Source organism: Nocardioides convexus (assembly GCF_011090295.1).
The window spans coordinates 2,570,820-2,589,421 of the sequence record NZ_JAAMYA010000001.1; the positions used below are offsets into that span (position 1 = coordinate 2,570,820).

Annotated in this window: 23 protein-coding genes and 5 pseudogenes; 8 read left to right on the top strand and 20 right to left on the bottom strand. The window is 73.0% G+C overall.

Going from position 1 to position 18,602, the window contains the following annotated elements; all coding sequences use genetic code 11:
- Nucleotides 1-115: 115 nt before the first annotated feature.
- Together G5V59_RS37180 and G5V59_RS19330 are read right to left on the bottom strand one after the other, a co-directional pair.
- On the bottom strand, nt 116-658 hold the full coding sequence (locus G5V59_RS37180; RefSeq protein WP_341351263.1) for a hypothetical protein: 543 nt from the start codon (nt 656-658) through the stop codon (nt 116-118).
- Nucleotides 639-1,157 (bottom strand): annotated as a pseudogene (locus G5V59_RS19330) (NADH:flavin oxidoreductase); the annotation flags it as partial. The gene G5V59_RS37180 and the pseudogene G5V59_RS19330, both read right to left, overlap by 20 nt.
- A gap of 519 nt (nt 1,158-1,676) precedes the next feature.
- On the opposite strand from G5V59_RS19330, the gene G5V59_RS19335 reads away from it, so the two are divergent.
- The 3 genes from G5V59_RS19335 to G5V59_RS19345 are packed head-to-tail and all read left to right on the top strand — an operon-like array spanning nt 1,677 to nt 4,049.
- Nucleotides 1,677-2,288: a hypothetical protein gene (locus G5V59_RS19335; RefSeq protein ID WP_278257529.1), complete on the top strand. Its 612-nt coding sequence runs from the start codon at nt 1,677-1,679 to the stop codon at nt 2,286-2,288.
- On the top strand, nt 2,171-3,598 hold the full coding sequence (locus G5V59_RS19340) for an amino acid permease (RefSeq protein WP_278257530.1): 1,428 nt from the start codon (nt 2,171-2,173) through the stop codon (nt 3,596-3,598). Before G5V59_RS19335 ends, G5V59_RS19340 begins: the two co-directional genes overlap by 118 nt.
- 43 nt (nt 3,599-3,641) lie before the next feature.
- Nucleotides 3,642-4,049 carry a hypothetical protein gene (locus G5V59_RS19345; protein ID WP_278257531.1) on the top strand — a complete coding sequence of 136 codons (408 nt, stop codon included), beginning with the start codon at nt 3,642-3,644 and terminating at the stop codon, nt 4,047-4,049.
- Nucleotides 4,050-4,292: 243 nt separating this feature from the next.
- On the opposite strand, the gene G5V59_RS19350 is transcribed toward G5V59_RS19345, so the two are convergent.
- The 12 genes and pseudogenes from G5V59_RS19350 to nth all read right to left on the bottom strand — a co-directional run bounded on the left by G5V59_RS19350 (nt 4,293) and on the right by nth (nt 9,734).
- Nucleotides 4,293-4,562: a hypothetical protein gene (locus tag G5V59_RS19350; protein WP_278257532.1), complete on the bottom strand. Its 270-nt coding sequence runs from the start codon at nt 4,560-4,562 to the stop codon at nt 4,293-4,295.
- Nucleotides 4,559-4,933 carry an enoyl-CoA hydratase-related protein gene (locus G5V59_RS19355; protein WP_341350982.1) on the bottom strand — a complete coding sequence of 125 codons (375 nt, stop codon included), beginning with the start codon at nt 4,931-4,933 and terminating at the stop codon, nt 4,559-4,561. Before G5V59_RS19355 ends, G5V59_RS19350 begins: the two co-directional genes overlap by 4 nt.
- Nucleotides 4,858-5,184, bottom strand: coding sequence for a hypothetical protein (locus G5V59_RS19360; RefSeq protein WP_278257533.1), 327 nt, complete (start codon nt 5,182-5,184; stop codon nt 4,858-4,860). Before G5V59_RS19360 ends, G5V59_RS19355 begins: the two co-directional genes overlap by 76 nt.
- Nucleotides 5,181-5,372, bottom strand: a complete 192-nt coding sequence (locus tag G5V59_RS19365) for an acyl-CoA dehydrogenase family protein (protein WP_278259945.1) — start codon at nt 5,370-5,372, stop codon at nt 5,181-5,183. The genes G5V59_RS19360 and G5V59_RS19365 overlap by 4 nt, the downstream gene beginning before the upstream one ends.
- A pseudogene (locus tag G5V59_RS19370) lies at nt 5,281-6,063 on the bottom strand (acyl-CoA dehydrogenase family protein); the annotation flags it as partial. The pseudogene G5V59_RS19370 and the gene G5V59_RS19365, both read right to left, overlap by 92 nt.
- Complete coding sequence (locus G5V59_RS19375; RefSeq protein ID WP_278257534.1) at nt 6,012-6,401, bottom strand: hypothetical protein; 390 nt, start codon at nt 6,399-6,401, stop codon at nt 6,012-6,014. The pseudogene G5V59_RS19370 and the gene G5V59_RS19375, both read right to left, overlap by 52 nt.
- Before the next feature lie 142 nt (nt 6,402-6,543).
- A complete protein-coding gene (locus G5V59_RS19380) occupies nt 6,544-6,963 on the bottom strand; it encodes a trypsin-like peptidase domain-containing protein (protein WP_278257535.1) in 420 nt (139 codons plus the stop codon).
- Nucleotides 6,960-7,697, bottom strand: coding sequence for a CvpA family protein (locus G5V59_RS19385; protein ID WP_278257536.1), 738 nt, complete (start codon nt 7,695-7,697; stop codon nt 6,960-6,962). Before G5V59_RS19385 ends, G5V59_RS19380 begins: the two co-directional genes overlap by 4 nt.
- A 126-nt stretch (nt 7,698-7,823) precedes the next feature.
- Nucleotides 7,824-8,447 carry a CoA pyrophosphatase gene (locus G5V59_RS19390; protein ID WP_278257537.1) on the bottom strand — a complete coding sequence of 208 codons (624 nt, stop codon included), beginning with the start codon at nt 8,445-8,447 and terminating at the stop codon, nt 7,824-7,826.
- Nucleotides 8,444-8,836: a TlpA disulfide reductase family protein gene (locus G5V59_RS19395; protein WP_278257538.1), complete on the bottom strand. Its 393-nt coding sequence runs from the start codon at nt 8,834-8,836 to the stop codon at nt 8,444-8,446. Before G5V59_RS19395 ends, G5V59_RS19390 begins: the two co-directional genes overlap by 4 nt.
- Entirely contained in the window at nt 8,800-9,060 is a 261-nt protein-coding gene (locus G5V59_RS19400; protein ID WP_278257539.1) for a hypothetical protein, read from the bottom strand. The genes G5V59_RS19395 and G5V59_RS19400 overlap by 37 nt, the downstream gene beginning before the upstream one ends.
- Nucleotides 9,060-9,734: an endonuclease III gene (gene nth, locus G5V59_RS19405; RefSeq protein WP_278257540.1), complete on the bottom strand. Its 675-nt coding sequence runs from the start codon at nt 9,732-9,734 to the stop codon at nt 9,060-9,062. The genes G5V59_RS19400 and nth overlap by 1 nt, the downstream gene beginning before the upstream one ends.
- Before the next feature lie 225 nt (nt 9,735-9,959).
- Here nth and G5V59_RS19410 point away from each other — a divergent pair.
- A pseudogene (locus G5V59_RS19410) lies at nt 9,960-10,586 on the top strand (Crp/Fnr family transcriptional regulator).
- On the opposite strand, the gene G5V59_RS19415 reads toward G5V59_RS19410, so the two are convergent.
- From G5V59_RS19415 to G5V59_RS19440, 6 genes and pseudogenes are all read right to left on the bottom strand, one after another.
- Nucleotides 10,546-11,199: a transcriptional regulator gene (locus tag G5V59_RS19415; protein WP_278257541.1), complete on the bottom strand. Its 654-nt coding sequence runs from the start codon at nt 11,197-11,199 to the stop codon at nt 10,546-10,548. The pseudogene G5V59_RS19410 and the gene G5V59_RS19415 sit on opposite strands and share 41 nt — an antisense overlap.
- A gap of 216 nt (nt 11,200-11,415) precedes the next feature.
- Nucleotides 11,416-12,606: an HYR domain-containing protein gene (locus G5V59_RS19420; protein WP_278257542.1), complete on the bottom strand. Its 1,191-nt coding sequence runs from the start codon at nt 12,604-12,606 to the stop codon at nt 11,416-11,418.
- Nucleotides 12,607-13,043: 437 nt separating this feature from the next.
- Entirely contained in the window at nt 13,044-13,289 is a 246-nt protein-coding gene (locus G5V59_RS37185) for a hypothetical protein (protein WP_341351264.1), read from the bottom strand.
- 187 nt (nt 13,290-13,476) lie between these two features.
- Nucleotides 13,477-13,866: pseudogene (locus G5V59_RS19430) on the bottom strand (MBL fold metallo-hydrolase); the annotation flags it as partial.
- A gap of 149 nt (nt 13,867-14,015) precedes the next feature.
- Nucleotides 14,016-14,696, bottom strand: coding sequence for a hypothetical protein (locus G5V59_RS19435; protein WP_341350983.1), 681 nt, complete (start codon nt 14,694-14,696; stop codon nt 14,016-14,018).
- Complete coding sequence (locus tag G5V59_RS19440) at nt 14,636-15,262, bottom strand: RidA family protein (protein ID WP_341350984.1); 627 nt, start codon at nt 15,260-15,262, stop codon at nt 14,636-14,638. Before G5V59_RS19440 ends, G5V59_RS19435 begins: the two co-directional genes overlap by 61 nt.
- 411 nt (nt 15,263-15,673) lie before the next feature.
- On the opposite strand from G5V59_RS19440, the gene G5V59_RS19445 reads away from it, so the two are divergent.
- From G5V59_RS19445 to G5V59_RS37190, 4 genes and pseudogenes are all read left to right on the top strand, one after another.
- Nucleotides 15,674-17,014, top strand: coding sequence for a histidine kinase (locus tag G5V59_RS19445; protein WP_278257544.1), 1,341 nt, complete (start codon nt 15,674-15,676; stop codon nt 17,012-17,014).
- A gap of 38 nt (nt 17,015-17,052) precedes the next feature.
- A complete protein-coding gene (locus G5V59_RS19450; RefSeq protein WP_278257545.1) occupies nt 17,053-17,301 on the top strand; it encodes an ATP-binding protein in 249 nt (82 codons plus the stop codon).
- Between the two features lie 42 nt (nt 17,302-17,343).
- Nucleotides 17,344-18,009, top strand: a complete 666-nt coding sequence (locus G5V59_RS19455) for a response regulator transcription factor (RefSeq protein WP_341350985.1) — start codon at nt 17,344-17,346, stop codon at nt 18,007-18,009.
- Nucleotides 18,010-18,043: 34 nt separating this feature from the next.
- Nucleotides 18,044-18,418 (top strand): annotated as a pseudogene (locus tag G5V59_RS37190) (ABC transporter ATP-binding protein); the annotation flags it as partial.
- Nucleotides 18,419-18,602 lie beyond the last annotated feature (184 nt).

Consider the following 18,602-nt stretch of genomic DNA (forward strand, 5'->3'; position numbering starts at 1 on the left):
GTCCCGGAGTAGATCGTCGGCATGCACTGGTTGCAGTGGATGCACGTCCCGCGGCTCGCCTCGCCCGACTGCAGCCGCCGCACCAGGTCCGGCTCGCGCAGCAGCGCGCGGCCCATCACCACGAAGTCGAAGCCGTCGGCCATCGCCTGCTGCATCGTGCCGAGCCGGTTGATCCCGCCGAGCAGCATGAGCGGCATGTCCACGGCCGCGCGCAGGCTCCATCGCCTTCGGGCGGAAGTACGCCTCCTCGAACGCGTAGCGCCTGAGGAAGCCGCGCCCGGCCGGGGTCCGCATCCCCCACCGCACGAGCGGCGGCATGGTCGCGGCGAACTCCGCGACGGGAGCCTTCCCCGCGGAACAGGTACATCGGGTTCATCAGCGAGGAGCCACCGGAGAGCCTGGAGCGCGTCGAGGTGCCCGTCGGCCTCCAGCAGGCTGCGCCAGGCTCGATCCCCATCGGGGTCGTCACGCCGCCGGTGAAGCCGTCGGAGACCGAGACCTTGGCGGTGACCGCGACGGCGTCCCCCACCTCCTCCCGCACGACGCGCGCGACCTGTCGTGCGAGTCGCGCACGTCGCTCCAGCGGCCCGCCCCACCGGTCCCGCCGGCGGTTGAGGCCGGGCGCGAGGAAGGAGGAGATGAGGTAGGAGTGCGCCATGTGCAGGCTCCAGCACGTCGAAGCCGGCACGCACGAGCACCCGCGCGGCGTCGACGTACGCCCGGGTGACCCGGGTCAGGTCCCTCTCCGTCGCCGATCGGATCATCTGCATCGACAGCGGGCTCGGCATCGGGCTGGCGGAGATCGCGTGCACCCCGTTGGAGCGGCCGTTGGCGACCGGGCCCGCGTGACCGACCTGGCCGGCGATCGCGGCACCGGTGGCGTGGATCTCGTCGGCGAGACGGGACAGCCCGGGCAGGGTGTCCTCCCCGACGACGATCTGCTCCCGGTGGGTGCGCCCGTCCGGGGCCACCGCGAGGTAGGCGACGGTCGTCAGCCCGACGCCGCCGGCGGCCGGGGCGCGGTGGTAGGCGATCGACTCGTCGGTGACCTGGCCGTGCGGCGTACGGCCCTCGAAGGTCGCGGCCTTGACCGTGCGGTTGCGCAGCCGGACCGGTCCGAGGGCGGCCGGGGCGAAGACGTCGGGCGGGATGCTCACCGCAAAACTGTAACGTGTTCCATCTAGCGTAAGTCAGGTTATGCCGAGTACCGTCCGAGCATGGCCAAGACGCTGTGGCGGGACCGGAACGAGGCACTCGACCCGGAGACGGACTACGTCGAGATCTACCAGAACCTCGCGCTCTACGAGTTCAGCCTGGGACTTCACCCAGTCCCTCAGCCTTCGCGCTCTTCCGCACCTACGCCGTGCCCAGCATCGGCCGTCTGCTCGACGAGACCGGCGCGTTCACCCGCCAGGTCCAGCAGCGCTACGACGACACCGCGCTCCTCCTCGAGGCCCCCTTCGTGCACGGCTTCGACAGCCCCCAGGGCAAGACCGCGCTGCGCCGGATCAACCAGATGCACCGGGCCTACGACATCTCCAACGACGACTTCCGCTACGTGCTGTCGACCTTCGTCGTCGTCCCCAAGCGGTGGCTGGACGACTACGGCTGGCGCCCGCTGACCGACACCGAGTCTGCGTGCGACGGTCAACTACTACCGCGCCCTCGGCCGGCACATGGGCATCAAGGACGTCCCGGAGACCTACGACGGGTTCATGCACCTGCTCGACGACTACGAGCGCGCGCACTTCGACTTCGACGCCGGCGGGCGCCGGGTCGCGGACTCCACCCTGGCGCTGATGACGACCTTCTACCCGCGCCCGCTGCGCAAGCCGGTCGAGGTGTTCAGCCGCGCCCTGATGGACGAGCCCCTCCTCGACGCCTTCGGCTACGCCGAGCCGGGCCCGCTCGCGCGCAAGGTCAGCCGGGCCGCGATGAAGGCCCGGGCTCGGGTGCTCAAGCACACCCCGTCCCACCGCAAGCCCGTCTTCACCGCGGACCTGCCGCGGATCAAGAGCCTACCCCGACGGCTACGACCTCGCCGACCTCGGCACCCGTCCGGTGCCCGGCGTCGGCGGCTGCCCGGTGCGGCACCACCCGGAGGTCGTCACCGCGGAGGCCTGAGCCCTAGGGTGGGCAGGTTCCACCTGTCGCACCCCTCGGGAGAGCCATGTCCGCCACCGCACGTCCCCCCGCCCGCACGGGCATCTTCCGCCGCAAGCCGGTGGACCAGATCACCGAGGACGACCACTCCGGCCTCGAGCGCTCCATCGGCCTGTGGCGGCTGACCGCGATCGGCGTCGGCGGCATCATCGGCGCCGGGGTCTTCTCCCTCGCCGGCGCGGTCGCGAGCGCCGACGGCGACGGCGTCGGGCCGGCCGTGGTGATCTCCTTCCTCATCGCCGGCATCGCCAGCGCCGCCGCGGCGTTCTCCTACGCCGAGTTCGCCGGCATGATCCCGAAGGCCGGCTCGGCCTACACCTACGGCTACGCCGTGCTCGGCGAGGTCGTCGGCTGGTGCATCGGCTGGGACCTGCTGCTGGAGTACATCGCCATCGTGGCGGTGGTCGCGATCGGCATCTCCGGCTACTTCGGCTTCCTGCTCGACCAGGTCGGCCTCGACCTGCCGCACTGGATGCTCGGCGCGCCGGGCACCGGCGACGGCCACCGGATCGACCTGTTCGCGATGGTCCTGTGCCTGCTGGTCGCCTGGCTGCTCAGCCTCGGGATGCGCAACGCCGCGCGCGTGGAGACCTTCGTCGTCGGCATCAAGGTCGCCCTGGTGCTGCTCGTCGTCGTGGTCGGCTTCTTCCACATCAAGACCGACAACCTCAGCCCGTTCGCCCCGGCCGGGTTCTCCGGCGCGATGAGCGGCGCGGCCGTGGTCTTCTTCGCGGTCTTCGGGTACGACGCGATGTCCACCGCCGCGGAGGAGTCGAAGGACGCGCAGCGCCACATGCCGAAGGCGATCCTCTACTCCCTGGGCATCTCGATGGTGCTCTACGTGCTGGCGTGCCTGACCCTCACCGGAATCCAGGACTACCGCGACATCGACCCGGAGAGCGGCTTCTCCAGCGCCTTCGCCTCGATCGGCCTCGACGGCTTCGGCACGGTCATCGCGGTCGGCGCGATCGTCGGCATCCTGACGGTGATGTTCACCTTCATGCTCGGCGTGACCCGCGTGTGGTTCTCGATGAGCCGCGACGGACTGCTGCCGGCCTGGTTCGCCAAGACCCACCCGACGCGCCACGTGCCGACCCGGGTCACCTGGATCGCGGGCGTGCTGTCCGCGCTCATCGCCGGGCTGATGCCGATCGCGGAGGCCGCCGAGCCGACCAACATCGGCATCCTGCTGGCGTTCGTCGTGGTCTGCGTCGCGGTGATCGTGCTGCGCTACAAGCGCCCCGACCTGCCCCGCACCTTCCGGCTGCCGGGCATGCCCGTCGTACCGATCGTCGGGGTGGCGTTCAGCCTCTGGCTGATCACCTTCCTGGCGCCGGCGACCTGGCTGCGCTTCGCGGTGTGGTTCGTGATCGGGCTGGCGGTGTACGCCGCCTACGGCTACCGCCACTCGGTGCTGAACCGACAGTTCGACTGACCGCCCGGGCTAGGCTCCCCCACATCGACGACCGGGGGGACGGATGAGGCACATCGGTGCGCTGACGGTGCTGCTCGTGGCAGCCACGCTGACCGGCTGCGACAGCGGCGACGGCACGGACGGGGAGAATCGGCCGACCGCCAGCACGACCGCGAGCACGTCGGCGGAGCCGTCCGTGGCGCTCACGCCGCAGCAGGCCCGCAGCACGCTGCTCGTGCGCGCGAACCTCGGCGCGAGGTGGAAGAAGGAGGCTCCCTGGAGCTTCCTGCCCGGCTGCACCGACCTCCCCGAGTCCCCGCTCCTCATGCTGCCCGTCGCCGCCCAGGCGGAGATCGCCTGGACACTCCCCGAGGGTCCGAAGGTCGAGCAGGCTGGTGCGCAGCTACGCCGACGAGGAGACGGCGGTGAAGGCCCTCGAGGAGATCGGCACAGCCATCAACGGCTGCCGTGACGTCGACATCCGCTACCGCGGGAAGGAGACCTGGAGGCTGAAGGTCACCCCGACCAAGAACATCAACGGCGTCCCGGTCGGCGCTCAGCGCGGCTACGTCGCGGTCGGCACGATCACCGGCGCGCACGCCGGGGACGTCGGCAACACCGTCACCTACTTCCGCCGCGGGTCGACGATCGTCCGGGTGATGACCCTGTCCCCCATCCCGCTGGCGACGGTGCACAACGAGATCACCCGGATCGCCTACCAGCGGCTGTCCGCCGTGATCACCGGCGGACAGCCGCCGACGGAGAGCGTGCCGCTGCTCAGCCTGAACCTCGGCGCCCGCTTCTCCACGAACGCCGCGACGCCCTCGCGCCCGTCGGGCGAGCCGGCGAGCGCGCGGATCGACAGCGTCTCCTTGCGCAGCGCGCTCTCCGGGGCCGGTACGACGGCCTCCCGGATCAGCCGCTTGGCGGCGGCGTTCGCGGTGCCGGAGCCGGCGGCCAGGCTCGCCACGACCTGCTCGGTCACGTCGGCGAGGCTCCTCGGCGGGCACGACCCGCGCCACCAGCCCGGCGTCGGCGGCCTCCTGGGCGGTGAGCAGGTCGCCGAGGATGGCCAGGCGCAGGGTGCGGTGCAGTCCCAGGGTGTGCACGAGCAGCGAGCCTGCCGCCGTCGGGCGAGAGACCGACCTTGGTGTAGGCCAGGCTGAACTTGGCGGTGTCCGCGGCGAGGACGATGTCGCCGGCGGCGGCGAGCGGGAAGCCCGCGCCCGCGGCGGTGCCCTGCACCACGGTGACCACGATCGCCTCGGAGCGGACCAGGCTCACCGACCACGCGGTGCAGCGCCTCGGCGAGGTCGTCGATGAATGCCTCGACGTCCTCGGCCGCGGAAAAGGCACCGAGGTCGCCGCCGACGGAGAAGAACCGGCCCTCGGCGGCGAGGACGACGACCTTCGCGGCGTCGCGCCGCGCGCGTCGTACGGCCTCGTGGAGGGCGGCGACCGACCCCGGGTGGACCGGGTTGCCGCTGGCGCCGTCGGTGAGGGTGATCCGGGCGACGCCGTCGGCGTGCTCGTACTGGACGAAGGTCATCGGGGTCCTCAGCGGAACTGGTCGTGGAGCGAGGCGGGCAGGTCGAAGAGCGGGTCACGGGTCAGGCTCGGCGCGGCCCAGCGTCGTCAGGTGGGCCTCGTCCGGGCCGTCGAAGATCCGCATCGCGCGGTGCCATCCCCACAGCGCGGCGAGCGGCGTCGCGTCGCTGATACCCGCGGCGCCGTGCAGGCTGGATGGCGCGGTCGATGACCGAGAGCACGGCCCGCGGGACGGCGACCTTGGCAGCGGCGATGAGGTGCCGGGCCGCCTTGTTGCCCTCCGCGTCGACGGTGTGCGCGGCGAGGTGGCACAGCGCTCGCGCCTGGTCGAGCTCCACCCGGGACTCGGCGATCTTCTCCCGCACGGCCGACTGCTCGGCGAGCAGGCCGCCGAACGCAGTCCGCGTCTTCGCACGCTCGACCATCATCGCCAGCGCCCGCTCGCCGGCACCCAGCGCCCGCATCACGTGGTGGATCCGGCCGGGGCCCAGGCGCATCTGGGCCGCCGCGAAGCCGCCGCCCTCCTCGCCGAGGAGGTTCGCCAGCGGCACCCGCGCATCGGTGAACTCGATGACGCAGTGGCCGTGCTGGTCCTGGTGGCCGAAGACGGGGTAGGAGCGCTTGATCTCCACGCCCGGGGTGTCGACCGGCACGATCACCATCGACTGCTGGCGGTGGATGGCCGCTGTCGGGTCGGTCTTGCCCATCACGATGAGCACCTCGCAGCGCGGGTCCGCGGCGCCGGTGATCCACCACTTGCGGCCGTTGATGACGTACTCGTCGCCGTCGCGCTCGATGCGGGTCTCGATGTTCGTGGCGTCGGAGGAGGCGACGGCGGGCTCGGTCATCGCGAACGCCGAGCGGATCCTCCCCTCCAGCAGCGGCGTCAGCCAGCGCTCCTGCTGGGCCTCGGTGCCGACGAGGTGCAGCAGCTCCATGTTGCCGGTGTCCGGCGCCTGGCAGTTGATCGCCTCCGGCGCGATCTCCAGGCTCCACCCGGAGAGCCTCGGCGATCGTGGCGTACTCCAGCCTGGGTGAGCCCGGAGTCGCTCGGCAGGAAGAGGTTCCACAGGCCGCGCTCGCGAGCCTTCGCCTTGAGCTCCTCCACCACCGGCGGGACCGTGTGGTCCTCCGGTCCCTGCTCCTCGCGGTAGCGGGCGTAGGACTCCTCGGCGGGGAAGACCTCCTCGGCGAGGAAGCGCTTCATCTCCTCGAAGAGCCGGAGGGCCTTCTCGCTGGGGGCGGCGAACGCGGGGTACATCGACGTGCCGGTCATGGGCCCACTATGGCGTAATCGCCTCGGGGCGGGACCGAGGGGTTGCAGGAATACCCGCTTAGCGGGGGATTCCTGCGGTTCCTGGCCGTTGCAAAGGTCAAGAACCGCAGGAATCCCCCGGTAAGCGGGTATTCCTACAGGCTCAGGCCGCGCAGTTGCCGGTGTCCGCCTCGCGGCCCTCGGTCTGCGGCGAGGTGCCCTTGCGCGCGCTGGCCGCCACCTGCTTGGCGGTGAGCGCGTAGCCGGTGTCGCGGTCGGTGACGGATGCGGCGAAGACGACGCCGGCGACCTTGCCCTGCGCGGTGACGATCGGGCCGCCGGAGTTGCCGGGGCGGACCAGGCCGCGCAGCGAGAAGACCTCGCGCACGACCGTGCCGTCGCCGTAGATGTCGGGGGAACGGAGGTTCTGCACCGCGCGGACCCGGCCGGTCTGGACGTCGAACGGCCCGTCCTGCGGGTAGCCCACGATGGCGACCGGCGTCTCGGCCTCGGCGCCCTCGTCGAACTTGAGGACCGGCGCGTCGCCGGTGTCGACGGCGAGCACGGCGATGTCGAGTCTCACGGTCGTAGAGCACCACCCGGGCGAGCTCGGTGCCGCCGCCGATGCTGACCTCCGGGTCCTCGACGCCCGCGACCACGTGGGCGTTGGTCATCACCCGGTTGCGGCCGAAGACGAAGCCGGTGCCCTCGACCCCGCGGCCGCACTTGTTGCCGCCGCGGATCTTCACCACGCTGGGGCGTACGGCGCGAATGGCGGCCGTGCGCGGCAGGTTGGTCGGCCCGGGCGCGACCTCCACGATCTGCTCGGGCGCGAAGGGCTCCAGGTAGCGCGGGAAGAAGCCGGTGCCGACGACGTTGTTGAAGGCCTCCAGCGCGTTCGGCGCGGACTCCGGCAGCACGGCGTTGACCTTGCCGAGCACCGCGGAGCCTGCGCACCAACGAGGTGACCGGGCCGATCCGGGTGCCGCTGATCGCCACACCGAGCGCCCAGGCGACGAGGAGCACCGCGAACGCGCTCAGCAGCGCGCCCCCGACCGCGTCGAGGGCACGGGCGGGCTGCCAGGTGATCCGCTCGCGGACCCGCGCGCCGGCGTACTGCAGCAGGGCCTGGCCCAGCGAGGCGCACAGGATGACGACGAAGAGGGCGCCGAGGGAGACCGCCAGCGAGGGGTCGAAGCGGCTCAGCAGCAGCGGCGCCAGGAAGATCCCGCCGAGACCACCGGCGAGCAGGCCGGCCGTGGCGAAGGCGCCGGTGACGAAGCCCTGCCAGTAGCCGGACAGGGCGTAGGCGAGCACCGGGAGGATGAGCAGCCAGTCGAGAACGTTCACTCGTTCGGCTCCAGGAGGTCCATGCCGTCGTCCCCGTCCGCGCTCGGCGTGGCCGTCCGGCGGACGTACTCGGCGAGCATGTAGTCGGGGAGATCATGCACCGGCGGGTCCGCCACCGGGGGGAGCCACCCGAGGAAGTCGAAGAACCGGGTGAGGATGCCGCCGGTGAATCCCCACAGGATCACGTCCTTGCCGGGGCCGATCAGGAAGCCCGGCCCCTTCCAGCCACCGGGGTGGCGGACCTGGATCCGGTGCTCGGGGGCGAACAGGCTCCTCCAGCGGCACCCGGTGGATCGCGTGCACCTCCTCGGGCGAGGCGACCCGGATCGGGCCGGGCTCGCGCCACCAGCCGAGGATCGGGGTGACCGCGAAGTTCGACGGCGGCAGCCACGAACCGGGCAGCCGGCCCACCACCTCGACGCCCGCCGGGTCGACGCCGATCTCCTCCTGGGCCTCGCGCAGCGCGGCCTCGACCGGCGTCTCCCCCGGGTCGATGCTGCCGCCGGGGAAGGAGACCTGGCCGGGGTGCGAGCGCATGTCGTGGGCGCGCTCGGTGAGCAGCACGTCGCGGTCGCCGAAGAGCATGAGGACCGCGCCTCGTCGTACCTCCCGGTCGGCGGGCGGCAGGAAGGCGCTCAGGTCGCTGCCCTGGATGGCGCGCGCACCGTCGACGACCGGCCGCAGCCACTGCGGCAGGTCGGCTGGTACGGCGCTCACGAGGCCGCCCTCGGGGCCGGCAGGTCGATGCCGAGGTTCTGCTCGGCCAGCGTCACGATCTTGTCGAGCGAGGTGATCCCGCCCGCGACCTGCTTCGCCTCGCCGTCGGCCTTGACGAAGACGAACTGCGGCAGCCCGGTCAGCACCAGGTCGCTGCCCTGCAGGTCGCCGCAGGCGTCGGCCGCCGACGGGTAGGTCACCTTCTTCATCCGGGCGAAGTCGATCGCGGCGCCGGGGTAGGTGTCGAGGAAGTTCACGCCGATCATGGCCACCTGCGCGCCGTACTGCTCGTGGAACTGCTGCAGCACCGGCATCTCCTTGAGGCAGGCGACGCAGGTGGTGGACCAGAAGTTCACGATCGCCGGGCCCTGGACGTCCGCGAGCGACACCTTCGACGTGCCGCCGAGGCAGTGCAGGCTGACGTCGGGCAGCCTGCGCCGCGCCCTTCGCGGTCGGGATCTCGGTGCAGTCGGCGATCCCTGCGGCCGTGCGGTCCTCGACCAGGCTGCGGGGTGTCGACGTCGACCTTGCAGGCCAGCGCACCGCTGCTGCTGTCGCAGGCGGTGAGCAGGACCGCGATGGCCGCCAGCACGGCGGCCCGGACGCCGAGCATCAGTTGGGGCCCTCCGTGCGGACGAGCTTCTCCGCCTCGACCGGGTCCGTCGGACCCAGGCCGTACGACGGGCACCAGCGCGCCACCGGGCAGGCACCGCAGGCAGGCTTCTTGGCGTGGCAGCGTCGGCGGCCGTGCCAGATCAGGTGGTGGCTGAGCATCGTCCAGTCCCGCTGGGGGAAGAGCGCGCCGACCGCGTGCTCCACCTTCACCGGGTCCTCCAGGTCGGTCCAGCCCAGTCGCCGGGCGAGCCGGCCGAAGTGGGTGTCCACGGTGATGCCGGGGATGTCGAAGGCGTTGCCCAGCACCACGTTGGCGGTCTTGCGGCCCACGCCGGGCAGCGTGACGAGGTCCTCGAGGCGCGGGGGGACCGGCCGTCGTACCGCTCGACGAGGGCGGCGCTCAGCCTTGAGCAGCGACTCGGTCTTGGCCCGGAAGAAGCCGAGCGGGCCGACGATCTGCTCCAGGTGGGCGCGGTCGGCGGCGGCCATCGCCGCCGGGTCCGGGTACGCCGCGAAGAGGATCGGGCGCACCGCGTTGACCCGCTTGTCGGTGGTCTGCGCCGACAGCACCGTCACGACGAGGCACTGGAAGGCGTCGTCGAAGTCGAGCTCGGCCTTGGCGTCGGGATAGGTCTCGGCGAGGACCCGGTCGATCTTGCGGGCCCGCCGCACCAGCCTGGGTCGACGTCTCGTCGGTGGTGTCGATCGGCCGCACGGAGGCAGCCTACGTGCTGGCTCCGACACTCTCCCCGGCCGTTCACCCCCGCGCGTTGGCTAGGTGTGACATGCCGCACTGGATAGGATGCCGCAGACCCGGTTTCATGTGACTTTGGAGGAAGCGTGGACAACGACGTACTCCGTCAGGCGCCACTGTTCAGTGCCCTCGACGACGAGGCCATGGCTGCGCTGCGCACGTCGCTGGCCACCACGCGACTGCGCCGGGGAGAGGTGCTCTTCCACGAGGGCGACAGCGGCGACAAAGTTCGTTCGTCGTGCTCGAGGGCAAGGTGAAGGCTCGGCCGCACGTCCTCCGACGGCCGCGAGAACCTGCTCGCGATCATGGGCCCGGGCCAGATGTTCGGTGAGCTCTCGCTCTTCGACCCCGGCCCGCGCTCGGCCACGGTCACCGCGGTCACCGACGCCGAGTTCGCCTCGCTGTCGCACGAGGACCTGCTGCGCTGGCTGGAGGGCCGCCCCGTCGTCGCCCGCGGTCTGCTCACCCAGGCTCGCCGGCCGGCTGCGCAAGGCCAACGACGTCGTCGCGGACCTGGTGTTCTCCGACGTCCCCGGCCGGGTCGCCAAGGCGCTGCTCGACCTCGCCGACCGCTTCGGCCGCACCGCCGACGACGGCGTGCACGTCCACCACGACCTCACCCAGGAGGAGCCTGGCCCAGCCTGGTCGGCGCCTCCCGCGAGACGGTCAACAAGGCGCTCGCCGACTTCGCCTCGCGCGGCTGGCTGCGCCTGGAGCCGCGCTCGGTCGTCATCCTCGACATGGAGCGGATGTCGCGGCGCGCCCGCTGATCCTCACCGCACCAGGCGGGCCCGGGTCGCTTCGTCGGCAGGGTAGAACGCCTCGATCGCCAGGCTCGCTCAGCGTCACCTCGCGGGGCGTGCCGAAGACGGTGGTCGTGGAGATGAACGACAGCACCGTGCCGTCGGCCACCCGCACCTCCATCGGTACGACGAGCGCGGACGACCGCAGCGGCGCCACGCCACCGGCGCTCACCTCGGCGAGCAGCGCCGCCGACTCGGCGTCGCCGGTGGCGTCGTGCTCCTGGCGGAGGCGCTCGGCCAGGTGCGCCCGCCACTCCTCGAGGTTGACGATCCGCCCGCCGAGCCCGCGCGGGTGCACCGAGAGCCGGATCACGTTGACGGGCGGCTCCAGCAGGTCCGCGTCCACTCCCTCGAGGAGGGCGTAGACCGCGTCGTTGGCGGCGACCAGGTCCCAGTGCCGGTCGACGACGAGCGCCGGGAAGGGCAGGTGGCCGCGCAGGATCGTCTCCAGGGCGGCGTTGGCCTCCGCCATCGGCGGGTCGGTGAGCCGGTGCTCAGGATGTGCGGGGGCGTGCCCCGCGGCCGGGAGCACGGAGTTCTGCTCCCGCAGGGGGACCTCCAGGTGGTCGCACAGGCGCACCACCATGGCACTCGTGGGCCGGGAGCGGCCGGTCTCGATGTAGGCTCAGGTGCCGCGTCGAGACCTCCGCCCGGTTGGCGAGCTCGAGCCTGGGAGAGGTGGCGGCGCTGCCGCCACTCGCGGAGCAGGACACCGGCGGTCGCGTTCACGGGCGTCACGCTAGCCACCGCGGGGCGGTGGGGACATGACCTCCGAGGTCATGTCCCCACTGCCGGGTCAGGCCCTGCGCCGCGAGACCAGCGCCCCGCCGGCACCGAGCAGCAGGACCGCGAGCAGCACCGGACCGGTCAGCGCCGGGGCGCCGGTGTCGGGCAGTGCCGTCGCGGTGGCCTGGACGCCGCCGACCTCGCCGGGCACGTCGGTGACACCCTCGCCCACGCCACCGCCGTCGCTCGGCGCCTCCTCCTCGGGGTCGGTCGTCGCGGGCGTGGTCACCGTGACGGTGAACGTCGCCGCGCTGATGCTCGCCCGCGCGGCCCGGACCGTGCGGGCACGCAGCGAGGTGGGCTGGTCCGTCGCGGTGCAGCGCACCTCGGTCTCGCCGAGCGCGAAGGTGCTCCCGGAGGTCGGGTCGCAGGAGACCGGTACGTCGCCGGCGACCACGTCGTGCGCCGTCGCCTCGAACTCCACGACCGCGCCCTCGGGCCCGGTCGCGTCGACGGTGAGGCCCTCGGGAACGGTGATCACGGGTCCGGTGGTGTCGACGACGCTGACCACGAAGGACGCCGAGGCCTGCCCGCCCCACTCGTCGGTGACCACGCAGCGCACCGCGGTGTCACCGAGCGGGAAGGTCGCGCCCGGGACGACCTCCGGCCCCTCCCCGCCGCCGGTCCGGCAGACAGGGGTGAGCGCACTGCCGACGAAGTCCGACCCGGAGACGGCGAGGTCGACGGCCGAGCCTTCGGGCCCGGTCGCCTCCACGGTCGTCGTCGTGGGCCCGGTGACGCTCGGCTGCGGCGCGGTGACGGTGACGTCGAAGGTGTCGGTGGCCTCGGCGTCGCGGGAGTTGGTCGCGGCGCAGGTGACGGTCGTCGTACCGATCGGGAAGGTGGCGCCCGAGACGGCGTCGCAGGTGGGTGCGAGGTCGCCGTCGATCACGTCGTGCGCGGTGACCGCGAAGGAGACCGGGGCACCGGCGGCGTCCTCGGCCTCCGCGCCGATCGCGTCGGGGACGGTGATCGTCGGCAGCGGGTCGGTCACCTCGACGGTGAACCGGTGCAGCCTTGAACTGCGCGAGGTTGCCCAGCGAGAAGGGCGCGAACAGGCAGGCGCCGTAGTAGGTGCCGACCGGCAGGCTGCCGGCTGGTCGAGAAGGTGGTCCCGAGACCCGCGCCGAGGAAGGTGAGGTCGAAGAACTCCGCCACGGTGTCGACGTAGCTTGTTGCCGAGCGCGCAGGCGTTGGCCACGATCGGGAAGTCGCTCCACCCGCCGCTGATCGAGAAGGCTGATCGGTACGACGGCGCCGGCTGCGCTGGTCGCCTCCACGACGATCGCGGAATTCCCGGAGACGACCACCGGGCCGAGGGCGGCCTGCGGGGTGGGCGCGCTCTTCGCCGGCTTCGGCTCGGGCTCAGGCTCGGGCTCGGGCTTCGGCTCCGGCTTCGGCTGGGGCTTGGGCTGGGGCTGGGGCTGCGGCTTCACCTCGGGCTGCGGCTCGGGTGCTGGCTCAGGCTGGGGCTCGGGCACCGGCTCGGGCACCGGGGCGACGCTCTCGGTGGGGGTCTCGGGCGCCGGAGCGGCGTCGTCGGCGAGGGCGGAACCGGCGGCAAGCGTCGTCAGGACGGTGACGGCGCCCGCCAGGGCAAGGGACAGCGAACGGGTTCTGCGCGGGGGGAGCATCCGCCTACTGCAGCAGAGGGTTCACCAGAAATCCGGGAAACGGTGCGGGCTTTACCTTCGCGCGCAACCCTCGGATCAGCGGGCCGCGAGGTAGGCCAGCCTGCGCGCGCACCGACCACTCGGCCGCGCCCCACAGCGAGGGGTCGACGTCGGCGTACACGACCTCGACGACCCGGCGCGGCAGGTCCGGGTCCTCCGCGACGTCCGGCGCGAGCCTGCCCGGCCGACAGGCCCAGGGCGCCGAGGGCACTCTCCACCTGGGCGAGCCGCTCGCGACGGTGGACCACGTAGTGGTCGAGCACGGCCGCCCCGTCGGGCAGGACCGGGCCGTGCGCGGGCCACAGCGAGGTCGCCCGGCCCGCGCTCACCAGGGCGCGCATCCGGGCGATCGAGTCGAAGTAGGAGCCGAGGTCGCCGTCGGGGTGGGCGATGACCGTCGTACCGCGACCCAGGACCATGTCGCCGGTCAGCAGCGCGCCGTCGGCCTCCACGAGCAGGGAGACCGAGTCGCTGGTGTGGCCCGGGGTGGTGAGCACCTCGACGTCCAGGCCCCCGACCGAGATCGTCTCGCCGTCGCGCAGCGGGTCCGCGCCCCAGCACTGCGCCGGGTCGAGGCCGCGGATCCCGCAGCCCATCCGCTCCGCGAAGGAGCGCGCCGCCTCGGTGTGGTCGAGGTGGTGGTGGGTGACGACGACCTGGTCGACGGTCCCGGCGAGCGCGGCCACGGCGTCGAGGTGGCCGTCGTCCAGCGGGCCGGGGTCGACGACGATCGAACGCTCCGCACCCGGCTCGCGCAGGATCCAGGTGTTCGTGCCGTCGAGCGTCATCAAGCCCGGGTTGGGCGCCAGGACGCAGCGGCCCCGGGCGCCGTGCGCGCCGCCGTGCCAGGGCTCCACGTCACGCCCTCCGGCTCTGCACGAGCGGTCGCAGCGCGTCGGGCATCGAGAGGGTGAAGCCCTCGCCGAGCGGCTCGACCTCAGGCATGAACATCTCCACCGAGCGCTCGGTGGCCGTCGCGAGCACCGCGTCGACGGTGCCGAGGGTCCCGATCTCCAGGCAGGTGAGGTACGTCGGCGGGAGCATCGCCAGCGTGCCGGCGTCCGCCTCGTTCGCAGCCTCCAGCGCGGGCAGCCAGACGACCTCCGAGGACTCGCTGGAGACGTCGCGGGTGATCTGCCCCTCGGGCAGCCTGGGCGACGAAGAACCAGGTGCGGTAGCGCTTGGGCTCGAAGACCGGGGTCAGCCAGCCGCTCCAGATGCCGAGCAGGTCGGTGCGCAGCACCAGCCCGCGCCGGTCGAGGAAGTCGGTGAGGGAGAGCTCGCGCGACTCCAGCGCGACGCGGTCGGCCTCCCAGTCCTCGCCGGTCGTGTCGGCCACGACCTCGCCGGCCGAGGAGCCGGCGAGCAGGACGCCGGACTCCTCGAAGGTCTCCCGCACCGCAGCGCACACCAGCGCCCGGGCGAGGTCCTCCTCGGTGCCCAGGCGCGCGGCCCACTCGGCGGGCGTCGGCCCGGCCCAGGCGACCTCGTGGTCGAAGTCGCGCGGGTCCACGCCACCGCCGGGGAAGACGCACATGCCCCCGGCGAAGTCCATCGTCACCTGGCGCCGCAGCAGGTACACCTCCGGCGCCCCGTCGGCACCGGCGCGCTGCAGCACCACCGTCGCCGCGTTGCGCGGCTCGGCCGCCTGGCGGGTGCCGTCGGCGTACTCCCGGGCGACGTCGGCGAGGCTCCGCCGGCAGCGGGACCGGCGGCAGCGGGATCCTCACGCGACCACTTCCGCGACCACCTCGACCTCGACCGTCGAGTCGAGGGGCAGCGCGGCGACCCCGACGGCCGAGCGGGCGTGCACGCCGGCGTCGCCGAAGACTGGCCGAACGAACCCGAGGCGCCGTTGGCGACCGCGGGCTGGCCGGTGAAGTCCGGCGCCGAGGCGACGAAGACGCCGACCTTGACGATCCGGACGTTCTCCAGGGTGCCGGTCACCGAGCGGATCGCGGCGATCGCGTTGAGCGCGCACTGGCGGGCAGCCTCGGTGGCCTGCTCGGGCGTCGTGCCGTCACCGACCTTGCCGGTCGCGACGAGGGTGCCCTCGCGCATCGGGATCTGGCCGGCGGTGTAGACGTGCTGACCGCTGCGCACCGCCGGCAGGTACGCCGCCACCGGCGGCACCACCTCCGGGACGCTCAGCCCGAGACCGGCGAGCCGCTCCTCGGGGGTCATCGCTCAGCCCTCGGCCGGGCGCTTGAAGTAGGCGATGTCGTTGCCGCCCTGACCGGGCACGAGCGTCACCAGGCTCCCACCCGTCCTGGCCGAAGTTGTTGAGGATCTGCGCCGCGACGTGGTTGAGGACGGGCGCCACCTGGTACTCCCACTTGGTCATGCTCTGCACCCTACTCAGGGTGCTCGGCGGGCGGCTCAGCCGTAGCGGTTGACGACCCAGAGCAGGCTCGCGGTACTCGTCGGCCTCCTCCGGCGGCGTCGGGTCGACGTCCTGGCCGGTGCGCAGCGCGGCCGGGTCGGGCGGGGGTGGCAGGTGACGGAATCGTTCGGCCATGGCGGACTCCTTCCGGGGAGTCCCAGCGTACGCGCCACCCATGTGGCGTGGGTCACAGGCTGTGGGACGATGCGGCCGTGGACCTCGAGAACGCCGTCTGGATGCTGACCGCGCTGGCGGCGGTCGTCGTGCTGCTCACCCGGATGCGCCTGTCCTCGGAGCAGAGCCAGTCCGGGCACGCCGTCGTCCCGCTGTGGATCGTGAACGCGCACACGGTCGTCGGCGTGGTGGCGCTGGTCGTGTGGATCGTCTACCTCGCCGACCCCTCGGGCGGGGTCGGCGCGGCAGCGCTGGTCGCCTGGTGGGTCGAGGTCGTGATCGGGCTGCTCATCCTGGCCCGTTGGATGTCCGGCGCCGGCAAGCACGCCGCCGACACGACCGGCGACAGGCTGGGCCGAAGGCCCGGCGCTGTCGATCCTCGGCCACGTCGGGATGCTGCTCGGGATCGCCTTCTTCACCTGGGTCGTGCTGGCCGGTCGGCTGACCTGAGAGTCCACCCGTGGTCTGACGCACCGGCTGCGCGCGGGCTCTACGGTGGTGCGGTGACCCGTCAGGACCGGCAGCCGTGGCGCCTCGGGCCCCGCGGCGAGAAGTGGTTCGACATCGGGCTCACCCTGCTGCTCCTGCTGCCCGTGCCGGCGTACCTGATCTGGGTCGCGGTGCCCGACGGCCTGCTCATGCTCGTCCAGATCGCCCCACTGGCCTGGCGTCGCCGCCACCCGGTGGCGGTCTTCGTCGCGGTATCGGCCGCCAGCGCGGTCCAGCCCTTCCTCAACGACTACCCGCTGTGGAGCCAGCTCGCCTTCCCGATCGCGACCTACTCGGTGGCCCGCTTCTCCACCACCGCCTGGTCCCTGGGCGCGCTCGCGGTCGGGATGCTGGGTGCGGGGGTCGCGGCCGGCGACTGGGTGAAGCGGATCTACAGTGACGAGGGCCGCGCGCAGGACGTCACCGCGTACTTCATCACCATCGCCCTCTTCGTCGTCGTGGCCTGGGCGCTCGGCACCCTCGGCCGCACCCGGCAGGCCTACGTCGACGCGCTGGTCGAGCGCGGTGAGCGGCTCCAGCGCGAGGCCGCCCAGCAGGCCGCCCTGGCGGCGATCGAGGAGCGGCACCGGATCGCCCGGGAGATGCACGACGTCGTCGCGCACAGCCTGACCACGATGGTGGTCCAGGCCGACGGCGCCCGGGCCGCGGGGACGCACGACCCTTCGGTCACCGCGCCGGCCCTGGGCACGATCGCCGCGACCGGGCGCGAGGCGCTGGCCGAGTCTGCGCGGGATGCTGGGGGTGCTCCGCTCCGAGGACGCCGGCCCGCAGGCGCCGCAGCCGCGGCTCTCGGACCTGGCGAGCCTGCTGGACGAGGCCCGTGCCGCCGGGACGGCGGTCACCGCCGAGTTCGCCCGGGCCCACGGTGATCGTTCCGGACGGGGTTGCCCTCACGGCGTACCGGATCGTGCAGGAGGGGCTGACCAACATCCGCAAGCACGCCGGGCCCGCCACCGCGCACGTCGTGCTGCGGCCCGACGCCGGCGCGCTGCGGGTCGAGGTGCGCGACGACGGTCGGGGCGCGGCGGCGCCCGACGACGGCCGCGGGCTGGGCCTGACCGGCATGCGCGAGCGGGTCGCGGCGCACGGCGGCACGCTGACGGCGGGGCCCGCGCCGGGCGGCGGCTTCGCGGTGTGCGCGAGGATCCCGCTGTGAGCGATCCGATCCGGGTGTTCCTCGTCGACGACCAGGAGCCTGGTGCGCGCCGGCTTCCGCATGCTGATCGACAGCCAGCCCGACCTCACCGTCGTGGGCGAGGCCGGCGACGGTGGCGAGGCCCTGGAGCGACTGGCCGTGACGGCCTGCGACGTGGTGCTGATGGACGTGCGGATGCCGCGCCTGGACGGGGTCGAGGCCACCCGGCGGCTGACCGCACGGGCGGGCGCGCCGCAGGTCGTCGTGCTCACGACCTTCGACCTCGACGAGCACGCCCTGGGCGCGATCCGCGCCGGTGCGGCGGCCTTCCTGCTCAAGGACGCGACGCCCGAGACCCTGCTCGGCGCCATCCGCACGGTCCACGCGGGCGACTCCGTGGTCGCCCCGAGCACCACCCGCCGGCTGCTGGAGCACTTCGCGACGGCGCTGCCCGACCCCTCGACGCCGAGCCCGGACGACCGGCTCGCGCTGCTCACCGACCGCGAGCGGGAGACCCTCGTGCTGGTGGGGCGCGGGCTGTCCAACGCCGAGATCGCGGCCGAGTTCGTGGTCTCGGAGGCCACCGTGAAGACCCACGTCGGGCGGCTGCTGGCCAAGACCGGCTCCCGCGACCGGGTCCAGGCTCGTGGTGCTCGCCTACGACACCGGGCTGGTCCGGGCCTGAGGGGTCCACCCGGCGTCGTACGACCGGATCAACCCGTGGCCTGACGATCGCGGGGCCGATCCCGGCGAGGCTCGGAGCATGTCCCTGCAGACCACTCCCCCGCCCGCTCCGCCCGCCTCCACGCTCGCCGCGAGCGCCCGCGGCCTGACCCGTGCCTACGGCCGCGAGGACACCCTCGTGCACGCCCTGCGCGGGGTCGACCTCGACCTGCCCGCCGGCCGGTTCACCGCGATCATGGGCCCGTCCGGGTCCGGCAAGTCCACGCTCATGCACTGCCTGGCCGGCCTCGACCAGCCCACCGCGGGCACCGTCGCCGTCGCCGGGCAGTCGCTGGAGGAGATGGACGACGACACCCTGACCCGCTTCCGCCGCGACCACGTCGGCTTCGTCTTCCAGGCCTTCAACCTGCTGCCGATGCTCACCGCCGGGCAGAACATCTGGCTCCCCACCGAGGCTCGCCGGGCGTTCCCAGGGGCCGCTGCGCCCGCGCTTCGAGCGGATCGTGCGCACCCTCGGCCTCGAGGAGCGGCTCGGCCACCGCCCCGCCGAGGCTCTCCGGCGGCCAGCAGCAGCGGGTGGCCATCGCCCGTGCCCTCGTCTCCGAGCCGGCCATCGTGTTCGCCGACGAGCCCACCGG